19 protein-coding genes and 5 tRNA genes are annotated in these 20454 nt (G+C 44.9%); 9 read left to right on the top strand and 15 right to left on the bottom strand.

Annotated features, from left to right (window positions below; all coding sequences use genetic code 11):
* Positions 1 to 5: 5 nt before the first annotated feature.
* The 9 genes from nusA to tpiA form a co-directional block, all read right to left on the bottom strand.
* Positions 6 to 1490, bottom strand: coding sequence for a transcription termination factor NusA (nusA, locus tag F995_RS01085; RefSeq protein ID WP_004281105.1), 1485 nt, complete (start codon positions 1488 to 1490; stop codon positions 6 to 8).
* A 34-nt stretch (positions 1491 to 1524) separates the two neighbouring features.
* Positions 1525 to 2049, bottom strand: a complete 525-nt coding sequence (gene rimP, locus F995_RS01080; RefSeq protein ID WP_004281103.1) for a ribosome maturation factor RimP — start codon at positions 2047 to 2049, stop codon at positions 1525 to 1527.
* A 223-nt stretch (positions 2050 to 2272) separates the two neighbouring features.
* Positions 2273 to 2349 (bottom strand) — tRNA-Met (locus tag F995_RS01075).
* An 88-nt stretch (positions 2350 to 2437) separates the two neighbouring features.
* Positions 2438 to 2514 (bottom strand) — tRNA-Met (locus F995_RS01070).
* 67 nt (positions 2515 to 2581) lie between these two features.
* Positions 2582 to 2658, bottom strand: a tRNA-Met gene (locus F995_RS01065).
* An 80-nt stretch (positions 2659 to 2738) separates the two neighbouring features.
* Positions 2739 to 2815, bottom strand: a tRNA-Met gene (locus F995_RS01060).
* A gap of 54 nt (positions 2816 to 2869) precedes the next feature.
* Positions 2870 to 2954: transfer RNA gene (locus F995_RS01055), tRNA-Leu, on the bottom strand.
* Between the two features lie 53 nt (positions 2955 to 3007).
* On the bottom strand, positions 3008 to 3337 hold the full coding sequence (gene secG / locus F995_RS01050) for a preprotein translocase subunit SecG (protein WP_004281101.1): 330 nt from the start codon (positions 3335 to 3337) through the stop codon (positions 3008 to 3010).
* Between the two features lie 13 nt (positions 3338 to 3350).
* On the bottom strand, positions 3351 to 4142 hold the full coding sequence (gene tpiA, locus F995_RS01045) for a triose-phosphate isomerase (protein ID WP_004281100.1): 792 nt from the start codon (positions 4140 to 4142) through the stop codon (positions 3351 to 3353).
* A gap of 277 nt (positions 4143 to 4419) precedes the next feature.
* Here tpiA and pilB point away from each other — a divergent pair, with 277 nt between their 5' ends.
* From pilB to coaE, 4 genes are read left to right on the top strand one after another with little or no spacing between them, the layout of a single operon-like run.
* Entirely contained in the window at positions 4420 to 6129 is a 1710-nt protein-coding gene (gene pilB / locus F995_RS01040) for a type IV-A pilus assembly ATPase PilB (RefSeq protein WP_004644929.1), read from the top strand.
* A 31-nt stretch (positions 6130 to 6160) separates the two neighbouring features.
* Positions 6161 to 7390: a type II secretion system F family protein gene (locus F995_RS01035; protein WP_004281096.1), complete on the top strand. Its 1230-nt coding sequence runs from the start codon at positions 6161 to 6163 to the stop codon at positions 7388 to 7390.
* Positions 7390 to 8250, top strand: a complete 861-nt coding sequence (locus tag F995_RS01030) for a prepilin peptidase (protein WP_004281094.1) — start codon at positions 7390 to 7392, stop codon at positions 8248 to 8250. The genes F995_RS01035 and F995_RS01030 overlap by 1 nt, the downstream gene beginning before the upstream one ends.
* A 1-nt stretch (position 8251) precedes the next feature.
* On the top strand, positions 8252 to 8851 hold the full coding sequence (gene coaE, locus F995_RS01025; protein ID WP_004281093.1) for a dephospho-CoA kinase: 600 nt from the start codon (positions 8252 to 8254) through the stop codon (positions 8849 to 8851).
* A gap of 21 nt (positions 8852 to 8872) precedes the next feature.
* On the opposite strand, the gene F995_RS01020 is transcribed toward coaE, so the two are convergent.
* From F995_RS01020 to F995_RS01010, 3 genes are all read right to left on the bottom strand, one after another.
* Entirely contained in the window at positions 8873 to 9796 is a 924-nt protein-coding gene (locus F995_RS01020) for a DMT family transporter (RefSeq protein WP_004644926.1), read from the bottom strand.
* A gap of 6 nt (positions 9797 to 9802) precedes the next feature.
* Positions 9803 to 10552, bottom strand: a complete 750-nt coding sequence (gene rlmB / locus F995_RS01015; RefSeq protein ID WP_004281091.1) for a 23S rRNA (guanosine(2251)-2'-O)-methyltransferase RlmB — start codon at positions 10550 to 10552, stop codon at positions 9803 to 9805.
* Between the two features lie 134 nt (positions 10553 to 10686).
* On the bottom strand, positions 10687 to 11010 hold the full coding sequence (locus tag F995_RS01010) for a pyrimidine/purine nucleoside phosphorylase (protein ID WP_004281089.1): 324 nt from the start codon (positions 11008 to 11010) through the stop codon (positions 10687 to 10689).
* A gap of 442 nt (positions 11011 to 11452) precedes the next feature.
* Between F995_RS01010 and recN the strand changes: the two genes are divergently transcribed.
* The 3 genes from recN to ruvX all read left to right on the top strand — a co-directional run bounded on the left by recN (position 11453) and on the right by ruvX (position 14219).
* A complete protein-coding gene (gene recN, locus F995_RS01005; protein WP_004644925.1) occupies positions 11453 to 13114 on the top strand; it encodes a DNA repair protein RecN in 1662 nt (553 codons plus the stop codon).
* Positions 13115 to 13228: 114 nt separating this feature from the next.
* Positions 13229 to 13783, top strand: coding sequence for a YqgE/AlgH family protein (locus F995_RS01000; RefSeq protein ID WP_004281085.1), 555 nt, complete (start codon positions 13229 to 13231; stop codon positions 13781 to 13783).
* On the top strand, positions 13776 to 14219 hold the full coding sequence (gene ruvX, locus F995_RS00995) for a Holliday junction resolvase RuvX (RefSeq protein WP_004281083.1): 444 nt from the start codon (positions 13776 to 13778) through the stop codon (positions 14217 to 14219). Before F995_RS01000 ends, ruvX begins: the two co-directional genes overlap by 8 nt.
* Before the next feature lie 64 nt (positions 14220 to 14283).
* On the opposite strand, the gene F995_RS00990 is transcribed toward ruvX, so the two are convergent.
* A complete protein-coding gene (locus tag F995_RS00990; protein ID WP_004281082.1) occupies positions 14284 to 14904 on the bottom strand; it encodes an alpha-ketoglutarate-dependent dioxygenase AlkB family protein in 621 nt (206 codons plus the stop codon).
* A 151-nt stretch (positions 14905 to 15055) separates the two neighbouring features.
* Between F995_RS00990 and F995_RS00985 the strand changes: the two genes are divergently transcribed.
* On the top strand, positions 15056 to 16858 hold the full coding sequence (locus tag F995_RS00985; protein WP_004281080.1) for an ABC transporter ATP-binding protein: 1803 nt from the start codon (positions 15056 to 15058) through the stop codon (positions 16856 to 16858).
* Positions 16859 to 16920: 62 nt separating this feature from the next.
* Here the strand turns inward: F995_RS00985 and phoU are convergent, their stop codons facing one another.
* Both phoU and F995_RS00975 read right to left on the bottom strand, forming a co-directional pair.
* Positions 16921 to 17640 (bottom strand): phosphate signaling complex protein PhoU, encoded by a 720-nt coding sequence (gene phoU, locus F995_RS00980; protein ID WP_004281079.1) that lies wholly within the window; start codon positions 17638 to 17640, stop codon positions 16921 to 16923.
* A gap of 91 nt (positions 17641 to 17731) precedes the next feature.
* A complete protein-coding gene (locus F995_RS00975; RefSeq protein WP_004281078.1) occupies positions 17732 to 19093 on the bottom strand; it encodes a multidrug efflux outer membrane protein AbuO in 1362 nt (453 codons plus the stop codon).
* A gap of 292 nt (positions 19094 to 19385) precedes the next feature.
* On the opposite strand from F995_RS00975, the gene F995_RS00970 reads away from it, so the two are divergent.
* Positions 19386 to 20417: a hypothetical protein gene (locus tag F995_RS00970; protein WP_004644924.1), complete on the top strand. Its 1032-nt coding sequence runs from the start codon at positions 19386 to 19388 to the stop codon at positions 20415 to 20417.
* Positions 20418 to 20454: the final 37 nt, after the last annotated feature.

The following is a 20454-nucleotide window of genomic DNA, read 5'->3' as shown; positions in this document are numbered from 1 at the left end:
ACCTCCTAGTTAAACCATGATTCGCGCGCTTTCATAATGAGTTGACCTGCTTTCTCAGCACCCAAACCTTCAATATCTTCGATATCGTCAGTCGCCTGATCTGCTAAATCATCCACTGTTACCACACCACGAGCTGCTAGCGCTTGCGCGATCTCTACTGTCATGCCTTCCATTGCAACAAGTTCTTCACTTGGCGCTTGTATGTTCTCTTGCTGTTGTAATGCATCAGCAAGTGCAATTTCTTTCGCACGGCTTTGCAGTAGTTCAACCAGTTCCGCATCCAGTTCGATTTCATCAAACGTTTCTGCAGGAACATAAGCAATTTCTTCAAGCGAGGTGAAGCCCATTTCTACCAATGCCATCGCCAAATCTTCCGCGATATCCAGACGGGTAACAAACATGTCTAAATATTGTTGCGCTTCGTTTTGTTGACGGGCGTAGTATTCCTCTTCCAGCATCATGTCCAGCTTGTAGCCAGTCAATTCAGATGCCAGACGAACGTTCTGACCTTGTGAACCAATCGCACGTGCCAACTGATCGCTGGTTGCGAAAATGATATCTGCAGTACGTGCATCTTCATCGATGACAATACTCGATACATCTGCTGGTTCCAATGCACTTGCGATATATTGCGCAGGATCATCCGACCAAACTACCACATCAATACGCTCGCCATTGAGCTCTTGCTGTACAGCTTGAATACGGGTACCACGCATACCAATACAAGCACCCACCGGGTCAATACGGTGGTCATTGGTTTTCACTGCAATTTTAGCACGAACGCCTGGTTGGCGAGCCGCCGCTTTAATTTCAATAATTTCTTCAGAAATCTCAGGGATTTCTTTCTTCATCAATGCAATCAGCATATCCGGTTTAGCACGTGACAGTTGTAACTGCGCACCACGACCTTCACGGTTGACATTGAATAGAATCGCATTCACGCGTTGCTTCGGACGAAGGATTTCTTTCGGAATCATTTCTTCGCGAGCAAGATACGCTTCAGCATTGTCACCTAGGTCAATGATAAAGCCGTCTTTGGTTTGTTTTTTCACTTCACCGTAGATCAGCTCGCCGACTTTAGATTCGTAAGCATCGGCTACGAGTGCACGTTCTGCTTCACGGATCTTCTGTACGATCACTTGCTTGGCAATTTGCGCTGCAATACGACCGAAGTCAATCGATTCAACTTCAAGCTCACGAATGTCGCCAATCGACCATTTTGCCGGATCAACATCAGAGATGGCATCCTGACAAGCTGGCATTTCATGGTCTTCGTCTGCAACCACTTCCCACTGACGGAAAGTACGATAGTCACCTGTTTTACGATCGATTTCCACACGTAAACGTGCTTCTTCCGAATGTGTTCCTTCGTAGAATTTTTTCTTTGTCGCAGCAACTAAAGCTTGCTCAAGCGCTTCAAAGATCGCTTCACGAGGTACACCTTTTTCGTTACTAACCGTTTCAACGACGGTCAGAATTTCACGTGCCATACGTCACCTATTCGTTAAATTTTTATTTATTAAATTAATCTTGGAAGACCAAATTTGCTTTATCGATATTGTGACTGTCGATCTCCAATACCTGTTGCTTTTCTACTTCAACCTGAATCATTTCATTTTCAAGATCGACAGCAACCAGTTTGGCCTGGAATTTACGACGGTTATCTACCGCACTGATCAAACGTAGTGCTACGGTATGACCGATATAGCCTGACATCTGCTCGAGCTGGAAGAATGGACGGTCCCAGCCTGGCGAAGATACTTCAAGTGAATATTCACCCGAGATCGGATCATGAACATCCAGCATTGCACCCACTTGCTGCGTGACACGCACACAATCCTGAACGCCAATACCACGCCCCTGCTCTTCTTCACCATCTTCATTGATTGCTGGTGCAACGCTCTCATCGACTGGCTTGTCGATGTAGATACGTAATAACGAACATTTACCCTGTGGCAGGAATTCAATCCCCCAAAGGTTTACATTACAGGCTTCAACTGCTGGTGCAATCAAGTCCTGAAGTGCTTGAGTTTTATTTGATAGCTTCATTTACTCTCGTCATCTGGTGCGATTTTATGATCTATTTGACCACTACAAACCAATACAAACTATAGTAGTAGTGAAACATGGAGATTTGACCAAATAATGTCGACACTACACGATAGCCAATAAAAAAGGGCGTAAATCGCCCCAATTAATGCACAATTTAAGATTTTTTCAAATCCCACTGTGCAAAAAGGCCCACCTTGTTGTGAGCCTCTTTTTAGAAACTTGGTAGCGGGAGCTGGATTTGAACCAACGACCTTCGGGTTATGAGCCCGACGAGCTACCAGACTGCTCCATCCCGCATCAACGTGCAAAAATTATATACAAAAGATGAGAACTTTTCAATCAAAACCACATCATTCTGCATATTTGTCATCTGTCGCTGAAAAAGTGGTAGCGGGAGCTGGATTTGAACCAACGACCTTCGGGTTATGAGCCCGACGAGCTACCAGACTGCTCCATCCCGCATCAGCGTACAAATAACATTCAGTTTAAAAAACTTAAACTGCTTTTAAAGTTTGCATCTTTAAAAGATTGGTAGCGGGAGCTGGATTTGAACCAACGACCTTCGGGTTATGAGCCCGACGAGCTACCAGACTGCTCCATCCCGCAACAACATGCAAATTAATTTTCTCAACTTAAAACCTGTTTAAGCTGCCTCTTGAAAGTTTGCGCCTTTAAAAAGGATTGATTGGTAGCGGGAGCTGGATTTGAACCAACGACCTTCGGGTTATGAGCCCGACGAGCTACCAGACTGCTCCATCCCGCATCAACAGAAGTTTTTTCAGCTGCATACACCAACTTAAATTTCTGGATTATAAGTTGGTGCGGAAGGGGGGACTTGAACCCCCACGCCCGAAAGCACTACCACCTCAAGGTAGCGTGTCTACCAATTCCACCACCACCGCAGCTGTGACGCATTCTAGTCGTATCACTGAAAAAAAGAAAGGATTAATTAAAACTATTCGGTCGTTTCTGGTGCAGTTGGTGAAGTTTCATTCGATTGTACAGGTGTGGTCGGCGCAGACTGAACCGATCCCAAACTATAGGCATTCGAGGTTTGTTGCTTGGCTAAAATCGCCAAAGTCAGACTGGTTACGAAAAACAGTGCAGTAAAAATTGCAGTCAAACGGGTCATGAAATTACCCGAACCCGATGCTCCGAATACTGTCGCTGCACCACCGCCACCGAAAGAGGCACCAGCATCTGCACCTTTACCATGCTGAACCAAAATCAAGACAATCATCAAAACAGCTAAGATAATATGTACTACCAGCACAAAAGTTTGCATGCTGAACTCCTAATTATTGTGTATTTGCAAATGCATGAGCAATTTTATGGAACGACTCAGCATTGAGTGATGCACCACCGACCAATGCCCCGTTGATATCTGGGCAGGCTGCTAACTCTACTGCATTTTCCGGCTTGACACTACCACCATATAAAATCGCCATCGTCGCGCCATAACCAGTGATCTGGCTTAAACCTTGACGGATTTGTGCATGCATGGCCTGTGCATCTTCAGGAGAAGCAGTTTTACCAGTTCCAATTGCCCAGATCGGTTCATAGGCAATCACGATATTTTTCCATTGCTCAGCTTCAACCACAGCAGCAATATCACAAATCTGTTGTAGCACTACAGCTTCTGCCTGCCCTGCTTCACGTTGTTCCAGGCTTTCACCAACGCAATAAATCACGGTCAAACCGGCACTTAAGGCATTCTTGATTTTCGCATTTAAAATATCAGCATTTTCCGCAAATATTTCACGGCGTTCAGAATGACCCACTAGTACATAGTGAATTTGACTATCGGCCAACAATTCAGCACTGACTTCACCAGTGTAGGGACCTGTTCCAGAAATACGTGAAACATCTTGTGCTACGGTATAAATCGGACGAACCGCAGATGACAGCTCTGCCTGAATCTGGCTTAAGGCAATGGCAATCGGTGCCACACCTAAATGACATTGATCTTCGGCAATTGGCGCAGTTTCCAGCAAATTCTTAATACCACGCACCAAGCTCAATGCATCTGCCTGCACCGGATTCATTTTCCAGTTACCTATCACCCAAGGGGTAATCGTCGAAACCGACATAATTAACCTATTTCATTTACATATTTTGAATTGGGCACATTCTACACGGAATTGGAAAATTAAAAGAATAGTTTTCTTATCACTCCTTCTCAGTTTAGACTATCCAAAATGGTTATTTTTTGTTATCACTTAAAAAAATGGGGACTTCTTCCAACCAGTTCATGCTTTTACTGGAGATGAGGAAGCTAGCAGCACTCTTGGCTATGGTATTTTTACGTAACAAACGTATAATTTTAGTATAGCAATTAAAAGAATTTGATGAGTAGGCATTTATAGCATGACAGCATTACAGGGGTCGCCAAGATTTACCGGATTTATTCGTCGTTTGGTCGAGGAAGGCGTCATCTCGGCTGAAGATATGCGCAGTGCATTAGCGCATGCCAAACAAGAAAAAATCGATATTGTGGCTGAGTTAATTAACCAGCAGCAACTTTTTCCAACCGTCATTGCTGAAACGATTTCAGTCGAATTTGGCGAACCGCTGTTTGATATCAGTGCCTATGATCCTGCTCAAATTCTTCGGGATGCGATTGATGAAAAGCTGATTACCAAGCATCGCATTCTGCCGATTTTTAGAAATTCCAGTATTTTATATGTTGCGACCAGTAACCCGACCAATATCGAAGCGATTGATGCAGTCCGCTTTTCCACCAAACTCAATATTGAAACCATTATTGTTGAACACAATAAACTTGAAAAACTGATCGAGCAGAATTTTACCGAAGAAAGTACCTTTGAATTCGATGAAGACTTTGATCTGGATGTTGATGTCGAATCTGCTGATCCGAATAAAGAAGAGGATGACAGTAACAAGGGTGAAGAAGCACCGATTGTCAAATATATTAATAAATTACTAATTGATGCGATCCGTATGGGGGCTTCAGACTTACATTTTGAACCTTATGAAAAAATCTATCGGGTACGTTACCGGGTAGATGGGGTATTACGCCAGATTGCAACACCACCACTACAGCTGGCAAATCGCTTGTCTTCGCGTCTTAAAGTCATGTCGCAAATGGACATTTCTGAAAAACGGGTACCGCAAGATGGTCGTATTAAATTAAAACTTTCTAAAAATAAAGCCATTGATTTCCGTGTCAACTCTCTCCCTACCCTGTTTGGTGAGAAGCTGGTACTGCGAATTCTGGATCCCTCCAGCGCGATGTTGGGAATTGATGCACTAGGTTATGAACCGGAACAAAAAGACCTTTTTATGCAAGCGCTGGACAAACCGCAAGGCATGCTCCTGATCACTGGTCCAACAGGTTCCGGTAAAACCGTTTCACTGTATACCGGTCTGAATATCCTCAATCGTGAAGATACCAATATTTCGACAGCGGAAGATCCGGTCGAGATTAACTTACAAGGCATTAATCAAGTCAACGTCAACAATAAAGTTGGTCTTACCTTCTCTGCCGCACTGAAGTCCTTCTTACGTCAAGACCCGGACATCGTAATGGTCGGTGAGATCCGGGATCTGGAAACTGCCGAGATTGCGATTAAAGCGGCGCAGACCGGTCATATGGTGATGTCGACCTTGCATACCAATAGTGCGCCTGAGACCTTGACCCGTTTACGAAACATGGGGGTGCCCTCTTTCAATATTGCCACTTCAGTAAACCTGGTCATTGCACAACGGTTGGCGCGTCGTTTGTGTTCACAATGCAAGAAACCTGCAGATATTCCGCAACAAAGCTTACTGGAGATGGGCTTTACCGAAACCGACTTGCAGCAACCTGAGTTCCAAATTTATGAACCGGTGGGCTGCAATGAATGTCGTGAAGGCTATAAGGGTCGTGTAGGTATTTATGAAGTTATGAAAGTAACACCCGAAATTTCCAGAATTATTATGGAGGACGGCAATGCACTTGAAATTGCAGATGCTTCCGCACGTGCAGGTTTTAACAATTTACGCCGGTCAGGTTTAATCAAGGTGATGCAGGGGGTGACTTCTTTACAGGAAGTCAATCGTGTCACCAGCGAATGATCGGGCGCTGATCTAAAATAAGGATAAAGGTATGGCAGCAGTAAAGAAAGGCCAGATGATGCCGATCTTCAGCTATGAAGGAATTGATCGTAAAGGGGCAAAGATCAAGGGGGAATTGCCAGCAAAAAATATGGCTCTGGCCAAGGTCACCCTTCGGAAACAAGGCATCAGCATCAAGACCATTCGGGAAAAGAAAAAAAATATCCTTGAAGGCTTGATGAAGAAAAAAGTCTCAACACTGGATATTACAATTTTTACCCGACAGTTGGCGACCATGATGAAAGCCGGGGTACCACTGGTACAAGGCTTTGAAATTGTCGCAGAAGGTCTGGAAAATCCGGCGATGCGTGAAGTTGTACTAGGAATTAAAGGTGAGGTTGAAGGCGGTAATACTTTTGCCGGAGCACTGCGCAAATATCCACAATATTTCGACAACCTATTCTGTTCACTGGTCGAATCTGGTGAACAATCTGGTGCTTTAGAAACCATGCTAGATCGCGTTGCGATTTACAAAGAAAAAAGCGAACTACTCAAGCAAAAAATCAAAAAAGCCATGAAATATCCTGCTGCGGTGGTTGTAGTCGCCCTAATTGTTACCATCATTCTGATGGTCAAAGTGGTCCCGGTTTTCCAGGATTTATTCTCTTCATTTGGTGCGGACTTACCGGCTTTTACCAAAATGGTGGTCAATATGTCGGAATGGATGCAAAAGTATTGGTTCCTGCTGATTATCGCCATTGGGGCCGTGATTACCGCTTTTCTTGAAGCGAAAAAACGCAGCAAGAAATTCCGCGATTTTCTGGATAAGGCCGCACTCAAAGCCCCGATTTTTGGTGACCTGGTGTATAAAGCGATTATTGCACGTTATAGCCGCACTTTGGCCACGACTTTCGCAGCTGGTGTTCCCTTGATTGATGCACTGGAATCCACTGCCGGCGCTACCAATAACGTCGTGTATGAAGATGCCGTGATGAAAATCCGTGAAGATGTCGCCACAGGTCAACAACTACAGTTTGCCATGCGCGTGACCAACAAATTCCCATCCATGGCAGTACAAATGGTCGCGATTGGTGAAGAATCTGGTGCACTAGATGCCATGCTAGACAAAGTAGCCACACATTATGAAAATGAAGTCGACAATGCAGTTGACGGCTTAACCTCGATGATGGAACCGCTCATTATGGCTGTTCTCGGTGTGCTTGTCGGTGGTCTGGTGATTGCCATGTACCTTCCAATTTTCCAAATGGGTTCTGTGGTTTAATGCACGATTTTCTTCAATATTTTATTCAAAACCCAACGGCGTTGTATATCGCAGTTGGGCTTTTTAGTTTATGTATCGGCAGCTTTCTGAATGTCGTGATTTACCGCACTCCCAAGATGATGGAACAGGAATGGCGTACTGATTGCCAGATGTTCCTGCATCCGGAACAGCCGGTGATTGATGAAACTAAGTTAAGTTTAAGCAAACCCGCTTCAGCTTGCCCCAAGTGTCATCAGCCAATCCGCTGGTACCAGAATATTCCCGTCATTAGCTGGCTGGTCCTGCGCGGAAAATGTAGCAACTGCCAGAATCCGATCAGCATCCGTTATCCTTTGGTTGAAATTCTGACGGCAGTTTGTGCACTCCTTGTCGTAGCAGTATTTGGCCCTACCCTACAAATGCTGTTTGGCCTGATCCTGACTTATGTGCTGATCGCACTCACTTTTATTGATTTTGACACCCAGTTATTGCCTGACCGTTATACTTTACCCTTGGCCGCGCTAGGTTTGGGGGTAAATAGTTATGCACTTTATACCTTACCCGGTGCTGCCATCTGGGGCTATATTATTGGTTTCCTGTGTCTGTGGGTGGTGTATTATGCATTTAAAATCGTTACCGGCAAGGAAGGTATGGGCTATGGCGATTTTAAATTGCTTGCCGCCCTGGGTGCCTGGATGGGGCCTTTATTACTGCCTTTAATTGTGCTGCTGTCTTCTCTGGTTGGTGCGATTATCGGGATTATCCTACTGAAAGTCCGCAAGGAAAATCAGCCTTTTGCCTTTGGTCCCTATATCGCGATTGCCGGCTGGATTGCTTTTTTGTGGGGCGAGCAGATTATGAAAGTGTATTTAGGTCAATAAAGTGAAATTTATACTCGGATTAACCGGCGGGATTGGCAGTGGCAAGTCTGCTGCCAGTCAGTGGTTTGAAGCACAAGGGATCACGGTAGTCGATGCCGATGTGGTAGCGCGTGAAGTGGTCGAAATTGGGCAGCCTGCACTTACCCAGATCCAGCAGGCTTTTGGCGATTGGGTACTGCTTGCCGATGGCTCACTGAATCGTCGTGCCTTGCGTGAATATATCTTCCAGTCTCCTGAAGCACGCAAGACCCTGGAAAGTATTACCCATCCGGCAATTCGCACTTCCATTATCCAGCAACTACATGCTGCGCAAAGTCCCTATGCCATTCTGGTTTCACCACTTTTATTTGAAACCAATCAGCACGAACTCACTCAGCATACCTTACTGATTGATGCCACCATCGAACTGCAAATTGAGCGGGCCTCACAACGTGATGGCCAGAATATCGAACAAATTCGCAATATCATTGCCGCCCAAATGTCCCGCGAACAAAAGCAGACCATGGCCGATGATATTGTCCTAAATGATGGTCATCTGGATCATCTCTATGCTCATCTCAGACCATTACATCAAAAATATTTAAACATGGCAGCCAGCTGAAGCATAAAAAAAGCAGTCTGATTAAGACTGCTTTTTTTGTTCTGCTAATTTTCGGCTCAGACTGTCCTGATGCTGTAACCAGCGCCACGGCTGTAAGGCCCCGACGGCCATACCCATCAGGCCACACACCATGGCCAGACTTAAAGTTTCATTTAATAAAGGTACAGCCAGAATTGCCGCAATAAAAGGTGCAAGATTGGTAATACTGCCTGCCTTAAATGCACCAAGACGCTTGATGGCTTCTACATAGCTTAAAGTAGCAATAATCACCACAAATATGCCGTGAAAAATGGTCTGAAACAGTAAATGCTTGGGTTCAGGCACACTCAAATTTTTCGGTAAAAATAGCAGATAAATCGGCACATATATCACTGCCGACCAGATCGCGACACCACACATTGCCTGCCATGCAGTTAGCTGATATTTACGCAATAAAACAGTAAAAATCGCCCAAAGTATGGCACTGATAAAAAACAGCCCGTCCCCTGCCCCAAAGGCTACACCAGTTTCCCGATACATCAGCATACTCATGAGACATAGTACGACGATCATAATGATCAGGCTGGCCCAGGTATGTTTATCAAAAGCCTGCCCCATCAGAAAAAAAGCCATGATCGCGGTACAGATCGGAATACAGCCATTCAAGAAAATTGCAGCATGGGCGGTAGGTGCGTAGTGAAAAGCACTATAGGCAAACAGGCAATAAATCACCCCGCCAATCATAGCTAAAATAAAAGGCTCTTTTTTCAGTAAAAAAGCGGCCTCTTTACGATAAAGCAAGATCGGCATCAGAATCAGGAAGGCCAAAGAAAAACGCAAGGCCACAATATCCCAAGCACTGATCTGCCACAGCGCATTCAGGCGGGCTGTTAAAGTAAAACCGCCCCAGATGCACATGGTAACAACTAAAAAAACATAGCCTTGGGTACGGTCTGACAATGCCATCATCAATTAAAGGTTACGTTGACGGCAGGCTTCATACAGCGCCATGCCTGTAGCCACACTGACATTCAGACTTTGCAGATTACCTGCCATCGGAATATACACGGTCTGATCACATTGGCTTTGCGTAATTGGACGTAGGCCAGTATCTTCCGCACCCATCACGATACAGACGCCAGTACCGGTAAAATCAAAATTTTGAATCGGCAGCGCTTTTTCATCCAGCATAGTTCCGACAACACGAACATTAAAATCTTCTTTGATTTGACCCAAAGTACGCGCCAGATTGGTGACCTGAATGAATTTGACTTTGTCCGCACCACCTGCAGCCACTTTACGTGCAGTCGGGGTTAACGTTGCAGAACGATCACGTGGCGCAATCACTGCCTCAACGCCCATTGCAGCGGCTGTACGGATACAGGCACCGAGATTATGCGGATCGGTAATATGATCGAGGGCCAATAACAACGCTTGAGGATTCGCACTCAACAAGGATTCAAGATCTTTTTCATTCAGGGTTGGATGAGCACGAACTGCGGCTACGACCCCCTGATGAAACGGTTGCCCGGCCAGTTTCTCCAGTTTGTCACGGCTGGCTTGCTGCACACTGATCCCAAACGGTTCAGCCAGTTCCAGTACACGCTTTAAACGCTGATCATCGCGTCCTTTGAGAGTGAATAATGTCAAGACACGTTCAGGCTCAAGCTCTAACAATGACTCCACTGAATGTACGCCATAAAAATATTCAGGTTTTGCCATGAACGACCTCTAGATTAGTTATATACAAAAGAAAAATCCCGTAAAGCTGACTTCACAGGATTTCTATAGCTGATTAGTTTAACCGATTCGCACTGAAATTTCTTGCCCGGTTTACACTGATCTTGAATCTGGACTTAACCTTCAAAATGGCAGACATAGTCCAGCACATCATCGGTTTCGATTTTAAAACGGCTATTGCCCGGCACATAGAAAGACTGCCCCGCACGGAACAGCTCACTTTCTTCGCTATCGCCAATCTGAACACGGCATTCACCTGAAACAATTTCCATACGCTCAGGAACATGTGTTTCAAAGGTCAAGGCATTTTCTGATGGCAGAATGACACCCAAAGTTTTTTTGGTCCCGTCTTCAAATTGTACAATGTGGCTAATACACAACCCGCCGAAATATACATTAGATTTTTTAAGTACAGATACATGATCAAACTGAGCTGACATGCGATTTCTCCAGATAAAGCATTTTGTAATATTTTGATTGCTGTAGTTTAAATGTGCACCCTCAACTAATCAATCGAAGTTTGTCGGCGTCGATCAAATATTCTGTATCACCTGAACCCCTTCTATTTACAGCATGTTTTGGCCTGTATTTTGCTGATAGATAAACTTAAGTTTCGATCTGCACGCGCTCTTTTAAAAACAGGCTCAATTGAGTCTTTAATTTAAAGATTGGGGATGTCAAAAATATGAAAATCAGCAGTGCATTAACGGACTTCTGAGTCAGCTTCTTGCGAAAATACAGTGAAATAAGCATATATAAATCGCTAAAATTTAAGATAGAATGAAATTGATTCGTCCTGATTTATAATAATCACAGCCATGTTGCGACCCCAATCCGACATCAGGCTATTTCAATCAAACTTTTCGCAGCCCGGATGCGTTTATGCTGACACATTTAACTCTGATCAATTTTGCTTTAGCTGAACATCTTGCTATTGATATTGATAAAGGTTTTAACGTTTTAACCGGTGAAACCGGTGCAGGTAAATCCCTCTTACTGGATGCATTGTCTGCCTGTTTGGGTGAGCGAACCGATACCAATTATGTACGTTATGGCTCAGAAAAAGCCGATGTCACTGCCAGTTTCAGCTATCAGGAACACAGTCCTGAAGCCGCATGGTTAAAAGAACATGAGCTGGATGACGAATCAGGTGAAATTCATTTACGCCGGGTGATTTTTGCTACCGGCCGCAGCAAGGCCTGGATCAATGGACGTCCGAGCAGCCTGTCTGAACTGAAAGAAATTGGGCGTTTACTGGTACAACTCTATAGCCAGCATAGTCAGCAGCAACTTCTGGAACCGCCTTATCCGAAGCACTGGCTGGATCGTTATTATCATTTTTATGCGCCGGCTCAAGCAGTACGTGATGCGTATAGCACTTGGCAAAAAAATATTCGCCAGCATCAGGCAGCTTTGGATGCACAAGCGACACGCAAGCAGCGTCTGGAAACCCTTGAGCTGCAACTCGAAGAACTGGAAGAAATTGTTCAGACGGATTATCCTGAAATTGAACAGGAATTTGATCGGCTCTCGCATCATGAAGCCATTATGCAGGACTGTGTCTATAGCCTGAATGTGCTGGATGAAGCTGAACAGAATATCACTCAGGAACTGGCATCAATTATGCGTCGGGTTGAGTCGCATGCCGGACGCAGTGAACAGCTTTCCGGGATTTATACTTCCCTACTGAATGCTCAAAGCGAACTTGAAGATGCAGCAGCGAATTTACGCCAGTTTATGGATCGGCAGAGTTTTGATCCTGAACGCATGGAAGTACTGAATTCAACTTTAGAAATCTTCCATCGTCTGGCACGTAAATATCGTACCCAGCCAGAATTACTGAAAGAAGAATATGAAGCCTGGCAAAGTGAACTGGAACAGTTACATCAACTGGAAGATCCGGAAACACTGGCTGAACAGGTAGCAGTGTCTTATCAGGAATTTCTGGATAAAGCCCAACATCTGGATCAGATTCGCCGTGAAGCCGCAGCACCTTTGGCCAAGCAGCTCACTGAGCAGGTCAAACAGCTGGCACTGCCTGAAGCACGTTTTGAGTTTAAGTTTGAGCCTCTGGAACATCCATCTAGCGAAGGCCTGAGCTTTATCCAGCTACTTTTTACTGCCAATAAAGGCATTCCGGCACAGCCTTTGGCCCGGGTTGCATCAGGTGGTGAGCTTTCGCGTATTGCGTTGGTGATGCAAGTCATGAATGCGGAAAAAACCGAAGCGGAAGTGCTGGTCTTTGATGAAATTGATGTCGGGATCAGTGGTGGTACCGCAGAGATTGTCGGGCGTTTACTGGCCGATCTGGCCCAACATGTACAGATTCTGTGTATTACCCATCAGGCGCAGGTTGCAGCACAATCTGATCAGCACCTACTGGTGAAAAAACAGCAGACTGATCCTGCCAGCAGCACGATTATCAATCTTGAAGAAAATGAAATAATTCAGGAGCTTGCAAGAATGACAGGTGGTGTAGAGATTAGTGAAACCACCTTGCAACATGCCCGTCAGTTACGTCAGCTGAAATTTCAGCAGGCTTAAATATTTACAATCTGGACAAATAAAATTTGGTGAATCCAAGAAGCTCTAGTAACGTAGCTATTAGGATCATAGGATTTCTCTGCGAAGAAATTAATTTTAAGGAGAACTGCTCAGGTGACCAAACAGTTTCTGACACATCGTTGTCTGATTGCACCGCCGCATGCGAATGATGATTTTTTTGCCCAGACGGTCATTTATCTCGCACGGCATGATGAAGATGGTGCGCAAGGCATCATTATCAATCGACCTGCCGGCATTCAAATTAAAGAATTGCTGAATGATCTTGATATTGAAGCAGACAATGTCAATCCGCATGAAGTATTGCAAGGTGGTCCATTACGCCCTGAGGCCGGCTTTGTCCTGCATACCGGTCAGCCGACCTGGCATTCGTCTATTGCCGTAGGCGAGAATGTCTGTATTACCACATCGAAAGATATTCTGGATGCCATTGCGCATAATGAAGGCGTTGGTCGCTATCAGATTGCACTTGGCTATGCCAGCTGGGGCAAACACCAGCTGGAACAGGAAATTGCTCGTGGTGACTGGCTGATTTGTGATTCCGATATGGATCTGATTTTTAATTTACCTTATAACGACCGTTGGGACGCTGCCTATAAAAAAATGGGGGTAGACCGCAACTGGTTATCTTCCGAGATTGGACATGCCTGATGTAAACGCGCCACAAACCATTATGGCGTTTGATTTTGGTACACAAAAAATGGGAATGTCGGTCGGACAATCCCTGATTGCTAGTGCCAATCCCCTACCCTTATTTCCCATGAAAGATGGTATTCCCAACTGGGATGAACTACTCAAAATCGTGAAAAGCCATCAACCCAATTTATTTCTGGTCGGCTTACCATTGAATATGGATGATAGTGAATCGGAGCTGTCGACACGGGCGCGAAAATTTGCCCGCCGTTTACGTCATCAGACCAATATTGAAACCTGGATGGTGGATGAACGTTTGACCACCCGTGAAGCACGCGATGAACTGGATCATTACCAAGCTCAAGGTCGAGGCAAGAAACTCTCTGCGGACAGTATTGCGGCTGCCTTGTTGATTGAAAGCTGGTATCGCCATCCTGCCGGAATCACGCCTTAATCTGTTTTTAAATTTTTTTAAATCAGCATCCTTTAGGGTGCTTTTTTACACTCCAAAATGCTTCTTAAGGATAAAAATAACGAAAAGTCAGATTAATTCTCGGTGTTAAAACTTTGCTGGTTTTGCTGATACTGTGCTTCCAGTGCTGCTGCGTCGCGCCACGCATCACAATCAGTTGTCCACTGTGTAACAGCACATCGACTTTATCGCTGTGAATTTTATGCTTAAAGCTCATTTTACGGGTAGCTCCCAGACTTAGAGAAGCGATGACATTTTCCCGAGAGGTACCTGTATATAACGCCGGCTCATCATCACTATGCCAGCCCAAGCCTTGGGAACCATCTTCATACAAATTGGCCAGACAGGAATTAAAGGGATGACCGACCAGAATTTCAATATGCTGCTTTAAACGGAATAATCCGGGTGTCCATACCTGAGCTTGTTTGAGCGTACCAGAATAACGATACTGATAATGTTCATCGCCATACCAGACCACCTGGCGACCTGTGACATGGTGCTTGCCAAATAAATGCACTTCATCATGTTGCCAGGCCAGCTGACTGAGAAAATGCTGTAGATACTGCTGGCTTTGTTCCTGATCCAAAATCAGGCCATAATCCTCCACTACCCCATCAAAAGGTAATACATTGGCTTGCGGCTGGGGTGCAAATAAATCGAGAGTCATATCAATTCAATCCAGTATCCACATGAAAATACTGACATTCGACCTAAAGGATTACAACTGCTCTTCACAAATGACTACAACATTTATGCTTGTGGCTAGCCTAATTCCTGCCTAGACTGAATTCAACTTTCACAATAAAAATAATCCTTTTATGAACTTATGGCAGCTGTTTCAGAAACTTCGTCCCTTTGTTCAGCCTTACCGGTTGCTGGTGATTGCCACGCTGATTCTGACCCTGATTGGCTCATTCACCGCACAGGTCAATGCCATTACCTTGCAATATGCGGTCGACAGCATCAATTCGCTACTCGAAACCGGTCAAGGACTGGAACAAGGCTGGCATATTCTGATCACGATTTCGGCGATTTTGCTCGGCAAAGAAATTATCAATGCCTTTGTCCAGTTCGGGCAGAAGTTCTATGGAGAGAAACTGCGGATTTTTGTCTCTCAGGATCTGGCCCAAGGGATTATTGAAAAATTTTTAAAATATCGGCTGGAATTTTTTAATCAGGAAAATAACCAGGCCGGTAAATTACAGACCCGGATTGACCGTGGCATTGGCTCACTGACCCGTCTGGTGCAAATTTTCTTTATTGATATTTTACCGTTATTTACCAGTGCCATTGTGGCTTTGGGGCTAATGTACTATGCCAATGTGTATGTCGGTCTGGTCGCGACTGCTATTGTTCCTATCTATTTCTGGCTGACCTATAAGCAGGCACAAAAACTCGGGGGCTGGCGCCGCAGTCTTCGCGATGGTCGGGAGAGAAAAAGTCAGGGCATTCTCAGTATCATCAACTCGATTACCGTGATTAAGTCTTTTAACCGCGAATCGATTGAATCGGAAAAGCAGCTCGGTTTACAGCGTGAACTGACCGACAATCAGATGAAAACCCGCCAGACCAGTTTCCTGTTTGATGGCCTGAAAACTTTTCTGGAACAGATCGGGATTGTACTGATCATTATTTTAACCTCCTACTTTGTGCTGGATGGCCAGATGAGTATCGGTATGATCATGTTTCATGTGCTGCTATTTAATAATGTCTCTGCCCCAATTCGATCCCTGCACCGGATTTATGATGAAGTGAATGATGCCATGATCTATTCAGAAAGCTTTTTCAAAATTCTGGAGGCCGATGATGAAATTGAACAAAGCGGTCAGCAGAAACCGATTGTCCAAGGCAAATTTGAACTGAGTGGCGTGAATTTTTATTATCCAAACGGCCACCATGCCCTGAAAGATATTGATATGGAAATTCGCCCCAATAAAATTACCGCCTTGGTGGGCTTATCGGGTGCCGGAAAATCTACCCTCATCAGTTTGCTGGATAAATTTTATGAACCACAGCAAGGTCAGATCAAACTGGATGGCATTGACCTGAAAGATTATGACACCCAATATCTACGCGATCATATTGGTCTGGTCTTACAAAAAAATCATATTTTTCAGGGCACCATCTTTGACAATATCCGTTATGGTAAAACTACTGCCTCAATGGAGGATGTAATTGAGGCAGCAGAAAAAGCCTCGATTCATGAGCAGATTTTACAGTTACCGGATGGTTATGATAACGATGCCTTGATGCTGTCTGGCGGCCAGCAGCAACGGATTGCCTTGGCACGGATGTTCCTGAAAAATCCACCGATTATTTTTCTAGATGAACCGACGGCGAGTCTAGATGCAATTGCCACGGAACAGATTAAACACAGTCTGGACCAGATCAAGCAAGGCCGTACCGTGATCATCATTTCGCATAGCCTTTCGCAGATTATTGATGCGGATTATACTTACGTGATGAAAGAAGGAACGATTGCTGAGCATGGCGAGCACGACCAGCTTTATCATCAGCAAGGCGTGTATAAGGAAATCTTTGATGCGATGGCCAAAAGCCTGAATATTGAAAAAATTGCCAAAACTTTTGAAGATGATGCCGAGGAAGAAACTCATAGTTAGCTTCTCTATCTCAATAAAGAAACCTCCGGTACGGAGGTTTTTTTATTTTAATTTTTTAAGATTTAACGCTGAACTTTCTGTTCAATTTCTTCAACACTGGTATGACGCACATCAAAACCTTTGACCATATAGATCACCTGTTCCGAAATATTCCGGGCATGATCGCCAATTCTTTCGAGTGAACGCAGCACCCACAATACATTGATGACACGACTGATATGCCGTGGGTCTTCAATCATATAAGTCATAAGCGTACGTGTGGCTGACTGATATTCACGGTCAATATCCGCATCCGCCAACATGACCTTCAAAGCTTGATCTACATCCAGACGCGCAAAAGCATCCAGTGCATCATGAATCATCACCCGCACCTGGTTGCCAATATGCCGGGTTTCCATATAACCGCGTGGTGAGCTACCCTCTTCACACAAGCTTTGTGCAATTCGGCCTATTTTCGAGGCTTCATCGCCAATCCGTTCCAGATCGGTATTGGCCTTGGACATGGCAAGCACCATACGTAAATCAATCGCGGCAGGATGACGGCGCGCCAGAATCAGGGTCAGCGCTTCATCAATATCTCGTTCCATCTGATTGACGACATTATCTTGAAACTGCACATCTACTGCCATTGAGACATCTGTGTCCAATAGGGCATGAATGGCATTAGCTACCTGCTGTTCTACCAGTCCGCCCATCGTCATGAATTTGGTATTTACGTCCTGCAGTTCTTCATTAAATTGCGAAGAAATGTGATGACTTAATACAGGATTATTTGGACACAAGGAAAGCTACTCCTGAACGATAGAGGACAATGATCAATAATAAATCATATTAAAGCATATCCATGATGAAAGTTTGATGACAATAGTAGCCTCATAGAGGCTGAGGCGAATCATATTCAATCAGCCAGGCATTCAGCTCTGCCAGTTCCTTTTCGGTTAACTGCCCGACCGAGGCCTGCAATTGCAGCACATGCAACAGATAATCATATTTGGCATTCAAATAATCGGTCTTGGCAGAAAAGGCATTACGCTGTGCCAGCAACACATCGACCATGGTTTTTAAGCCTTCCTGATATTGGGCTCTGGACGCTTGTGAGACAATTTCCGAAGAGTCCATCGCGGCTTTACGTGCATTCAGTTTGGCCTGATCGGTTTCTACCTGCATAAAGGACTGTTTCACATCGGTATTGGCTTTACGGATAGCCGCATCCAGTTGCGCTTCACTTTTTTGCACATTAACGCCGGCCTGACGGATACTTTTTTGCGTGCGTCCACCGCTAAATACATTCCAGTTCACCTCCACCCCAATCTGGTCGAAATCTCCATTGCTGGACATGATCGTAGCCGGACTTTGCTTTAAATAGCCATAGGTTCCGACCACTTCGACCTGCGGATAGAGCGCAGCCTGTTCGACCCGTTTGGCATCTTCAGAATAGCGCTTTTGCAGACGCGCTTGCAGAATATTCAGATTTTGGCTTTGTGCTAATTCGGTCCAGGACTGCATATCACTTGGAACCGGTTTCTGGAACTGGAAATCGTTGCGTAATACCGCCAGATTTTCCTGATAAGGGCCGATTAACTGTGCCAGCTGTTCTTGGGCCAGTACCAGCTGAACTTGAGTCGAAATCCGGTTGGCTTGGGCACTTTGATACTGGGCATTGGCTTCACTGACCTCACTACGCGCCACCAAACCTTCTTTCAGCTTAGCATTCATCATGCGTAACTGTTCAGACAGCGCCTGCTCTTCCTGTAAATAAGCCGTAGTCAAAGACTGCTGCCGCAAGACATTAAAATAGGCTTCGGCCACCTGTAAAATATGCTGCTGTTTTTGCAGACGCAGATTGACTTCACTGAGTTCGACCGAGGTCTTGACCTGCTTATAACCTTGCCAGGCATCCCAGCGAAATAAAGGTTGGCGTGCGGTTAAGGCCACCTGACGGCTGGTTGTACTGGAACTTTGCAACTCACCAAATTCAGCAGGCAAACCTTCAGACTCTGAGTTGTTGACGGACTGGTTTTTACGGGTCACATTTCCAGATAAAGTCACGGTCGGCAGCAAATTTCCGCTGGCAATCCCCAGATTGAGCTGATCAGATTGGTACTGCAACACATTCGCCTGCCAATTTGGATCATTTTGCTGGGCGCGTGCATACGCTTCTTGTAAATCCAGGGCAAAAATCGCCGGACTAATTAATAGCAATAAACAGGCCATGACACTGCGTTTTAATTTCATTTTATAGTGTTAACCCCTAACAGCCATTCAGATCAAAAAATTCTGGCGCTTTAAGCTAAGCCATACTAAAGAGATCTCTTGAATTTTTACGTATGATTTTTATTAATTTTTTAATATAAAGATCAATTTTTATCCATCATTAATTCAATTTTCTGGCTCCCATACCGGCAATGTAACAAAGCAATTCACAATACTAAACATAGTATTTTAGTTTGATCTATACAATATCTCCCAGTAAGGCCGTTATTTTCTGAATTCACCTATATATACAGAGTCCTGAAGCATAGTGTTAATGCCATTCCCGTCGATATTCAAAGCCTGTGTGCTTGCTGGTAGCGTGCTGCTTCTTGGGGGCTGCCAACAGCCCTCAGATCCACAGATCCAGGTCGAACAGACTGAGGCGAAGCAAACGCAAAGTCCAGTCAGTGACTTTAGCCTCATGTGCCAGAATATTGAAAAAAATATGTCCCAGATTAATGACCAGCGCACGACGTTTGCGCTGGAGCAGATTAATCAGGATCTTAAAGTGTGCCTGCCGTTGATGGACTTGGCGGAGCAGAAGCAACTGATGCAGCGCTCTACCGAAATGTATCAGCGCTTTTTAAAGGTGGATCGCACCGAATTTCAGCAACGCGCCTTTGAGCAGTATGCACTGGAAATGGCGCAGCATCCCACCATTCAGCATGCGCATTTTCAACAGCTCACCTCACGTGACCAGTATCTGTTAAAACACAAGGGGCAGGCTTATGTAGAACTGCTGGATCTGGGGGATGGCACTTTACATTATCGCCGCAGTCCGGAATATCTGGCGCGTATTTTTGCCCCTTATTTACCGGCCGCTGAAAAAGCCTTTATTGAAAATCTGGCGGAACAGAATATGGAACCGGTGCTGGTGGAAAAACGCCTGCAGATTGAAGCCACTGATATTGCAGCCCGCAGTCTGCTTTGGGAAGACTATCTCAAGACTTATCCGAATAGCAGTTATAAACGCGATGCTGAATATCTGCTGAAGCAATATACCTATTTCCTGTTTAGAGGTACCGAGCAATCCCCGGTGTCGGAAGATTATCGCGATCGTTATGCTGTGGATACCAGTCATCTGGAAACTATTATTGGACTATCAAACGGCCAGAAATCAACGCTGTCCACACAGGCACGCCTGTTTCTGGAATTTCTGGACATGACTCCGGAACAGCGCCAACAAGTCTTGCCTGCCGATTATAGAAACCGCTCGGAAGCAGAACAGATTCTGTACTATGCCCAGATCAGCCCGCCCTCACAAAAATATGATAAAGACTGCTTTACCGATGCCATCTGTATCTAGTTGGGATCAGTTTCACCTTCAATCAATATCGCCATGT

The organism is Acinetobacter sp. CIP A162 (assembly GCF_000367905.1).
GTDB lineage: Bacteria > Pseudomonadota > Gammaproteobacteria > Pseudomonadales > Moraxellaceae > Acinetobacter > Acinetobacter lwoffii.
Note: the sequence above shows the minus strand (reverse complement) of the source record. Positions and strands in the feature narration are given on the sequence as shown.

What these genes read in the sequence shown, in the direction of transcription:
- nusA (WP_004281105.1), bottom strand. Translation starts at nt 1,490, where the DNA reads ATGGCACGTGAAATTCTGACCGTCGTTGAAACGGTTAGTAACGAAAAA.
- rimP (WP_004281103.1), bottom strand. Translation starts at nt 2,049, where the DNA reads ATGAAGCTATCAAATAAAACTCAAGCACTTCAGGACTTGATTGCACCA.
- secG (WP_004281101.1), bottom strand. Translation starts at nt 3,337, where the DNA reads ATGCAAACTTTTGTGCTGGTAGTACATATTATCTTAGCTGTTTTGATG.
- tpiA (WP_004281100.1), bottom strand. Translation starts at nt 4,142, where the DNA reads ATGTCGGTTTCGACGATTACCCCTTGGGTGATAGGTAACTGGAAAATG.
- pilB (WP_004644929.1), top strand. Translation starts at nt 4,420, where the DNA reads ATGACAGCATTACAGGGGTCGCCAAGATTTACCGGATTTATTCGTCGT.
- F995_RS01035 (WP_004281096.1), top strand. Translation starts at nt 6,161, where the DNA reads ATGGCAGCAGTAAAGAAAGGCCAGATGATGCCGATCTTCAGCTATGAA.
- F995_RS01030 (WP_004281094.1), top strand. Translation starts at nt 7,390, where the DNA reads ATGCACGATTTTCTTCAATATTTTATTCAAAACCCAACGGCGTTGTAT.
- F995_RS01020 (WP_004644926.1), bottom strand. Translation starts at nt 9,796, where the DNA reads ATGGCATTGTCAGACCGTACCCAAGGCTATGTTTTTTTAGTTGTTACC.
- rlmB (WP_004281091.1), bottom strand. Translation starts at nt 10,552, where the DNA reads ATGGCAAAACCTGAATATTTTTATGGCGTACATTCAGTGGAGTCATTG.
- F995_RS01010 (WP_004281089.1), bottom strand. Translation starts at nt 11,010, where the DNA reads ATGTCAGCTCAGTTTGATCATGTATCTGTACTTAAAAAATCTAATGTA.
- recN (WP_004644925.1), top strand. Translation starts at nt 11,453, where the DNA reads ATGCTGACACATTTAACTCTGATCAATTTTGCTTTAGCTGAACATCTT.
- ruvX (WP_004281083.1), top strand. Translation starts at nt 13,776, where the DNA reads ATGCCTGATGTAAACGCGCCACAAACCATTATGGCGTTTGATTTTGGT.
- F995_RS00990 (WP_004281082.1), bottom strand. Translation starts at nt 14,904, where the DNA reads ATGACTCTCGATTTATTTGCACCCCAGCCGCAAGCCAATGTATTACCT.
- F995_RS00985 (WP_004281080.1), top strand. Translation starts at nt 15,056, where the DNA reads ATGAACTTATGGCAGCTGTTTCAGAAACTTCGTCCCTTTGTTCAGCCT.
- F995_RS00975 (WP_004281078.1), bottom strand. Translation starts at nt 19,093, where the DNA reads ATGAAATTAAAACGCAGTGTCATGGCCTGTTTATTGCTATTAATTAGT.
- F995_RS00970 (WP_004644924.1), top strand. Translation starts at nt 19,386, where the DNA reads ATGCCATTCCCGTCGATATTCAAAGCCTGTGTGCTTGCTGGTAGCGTG.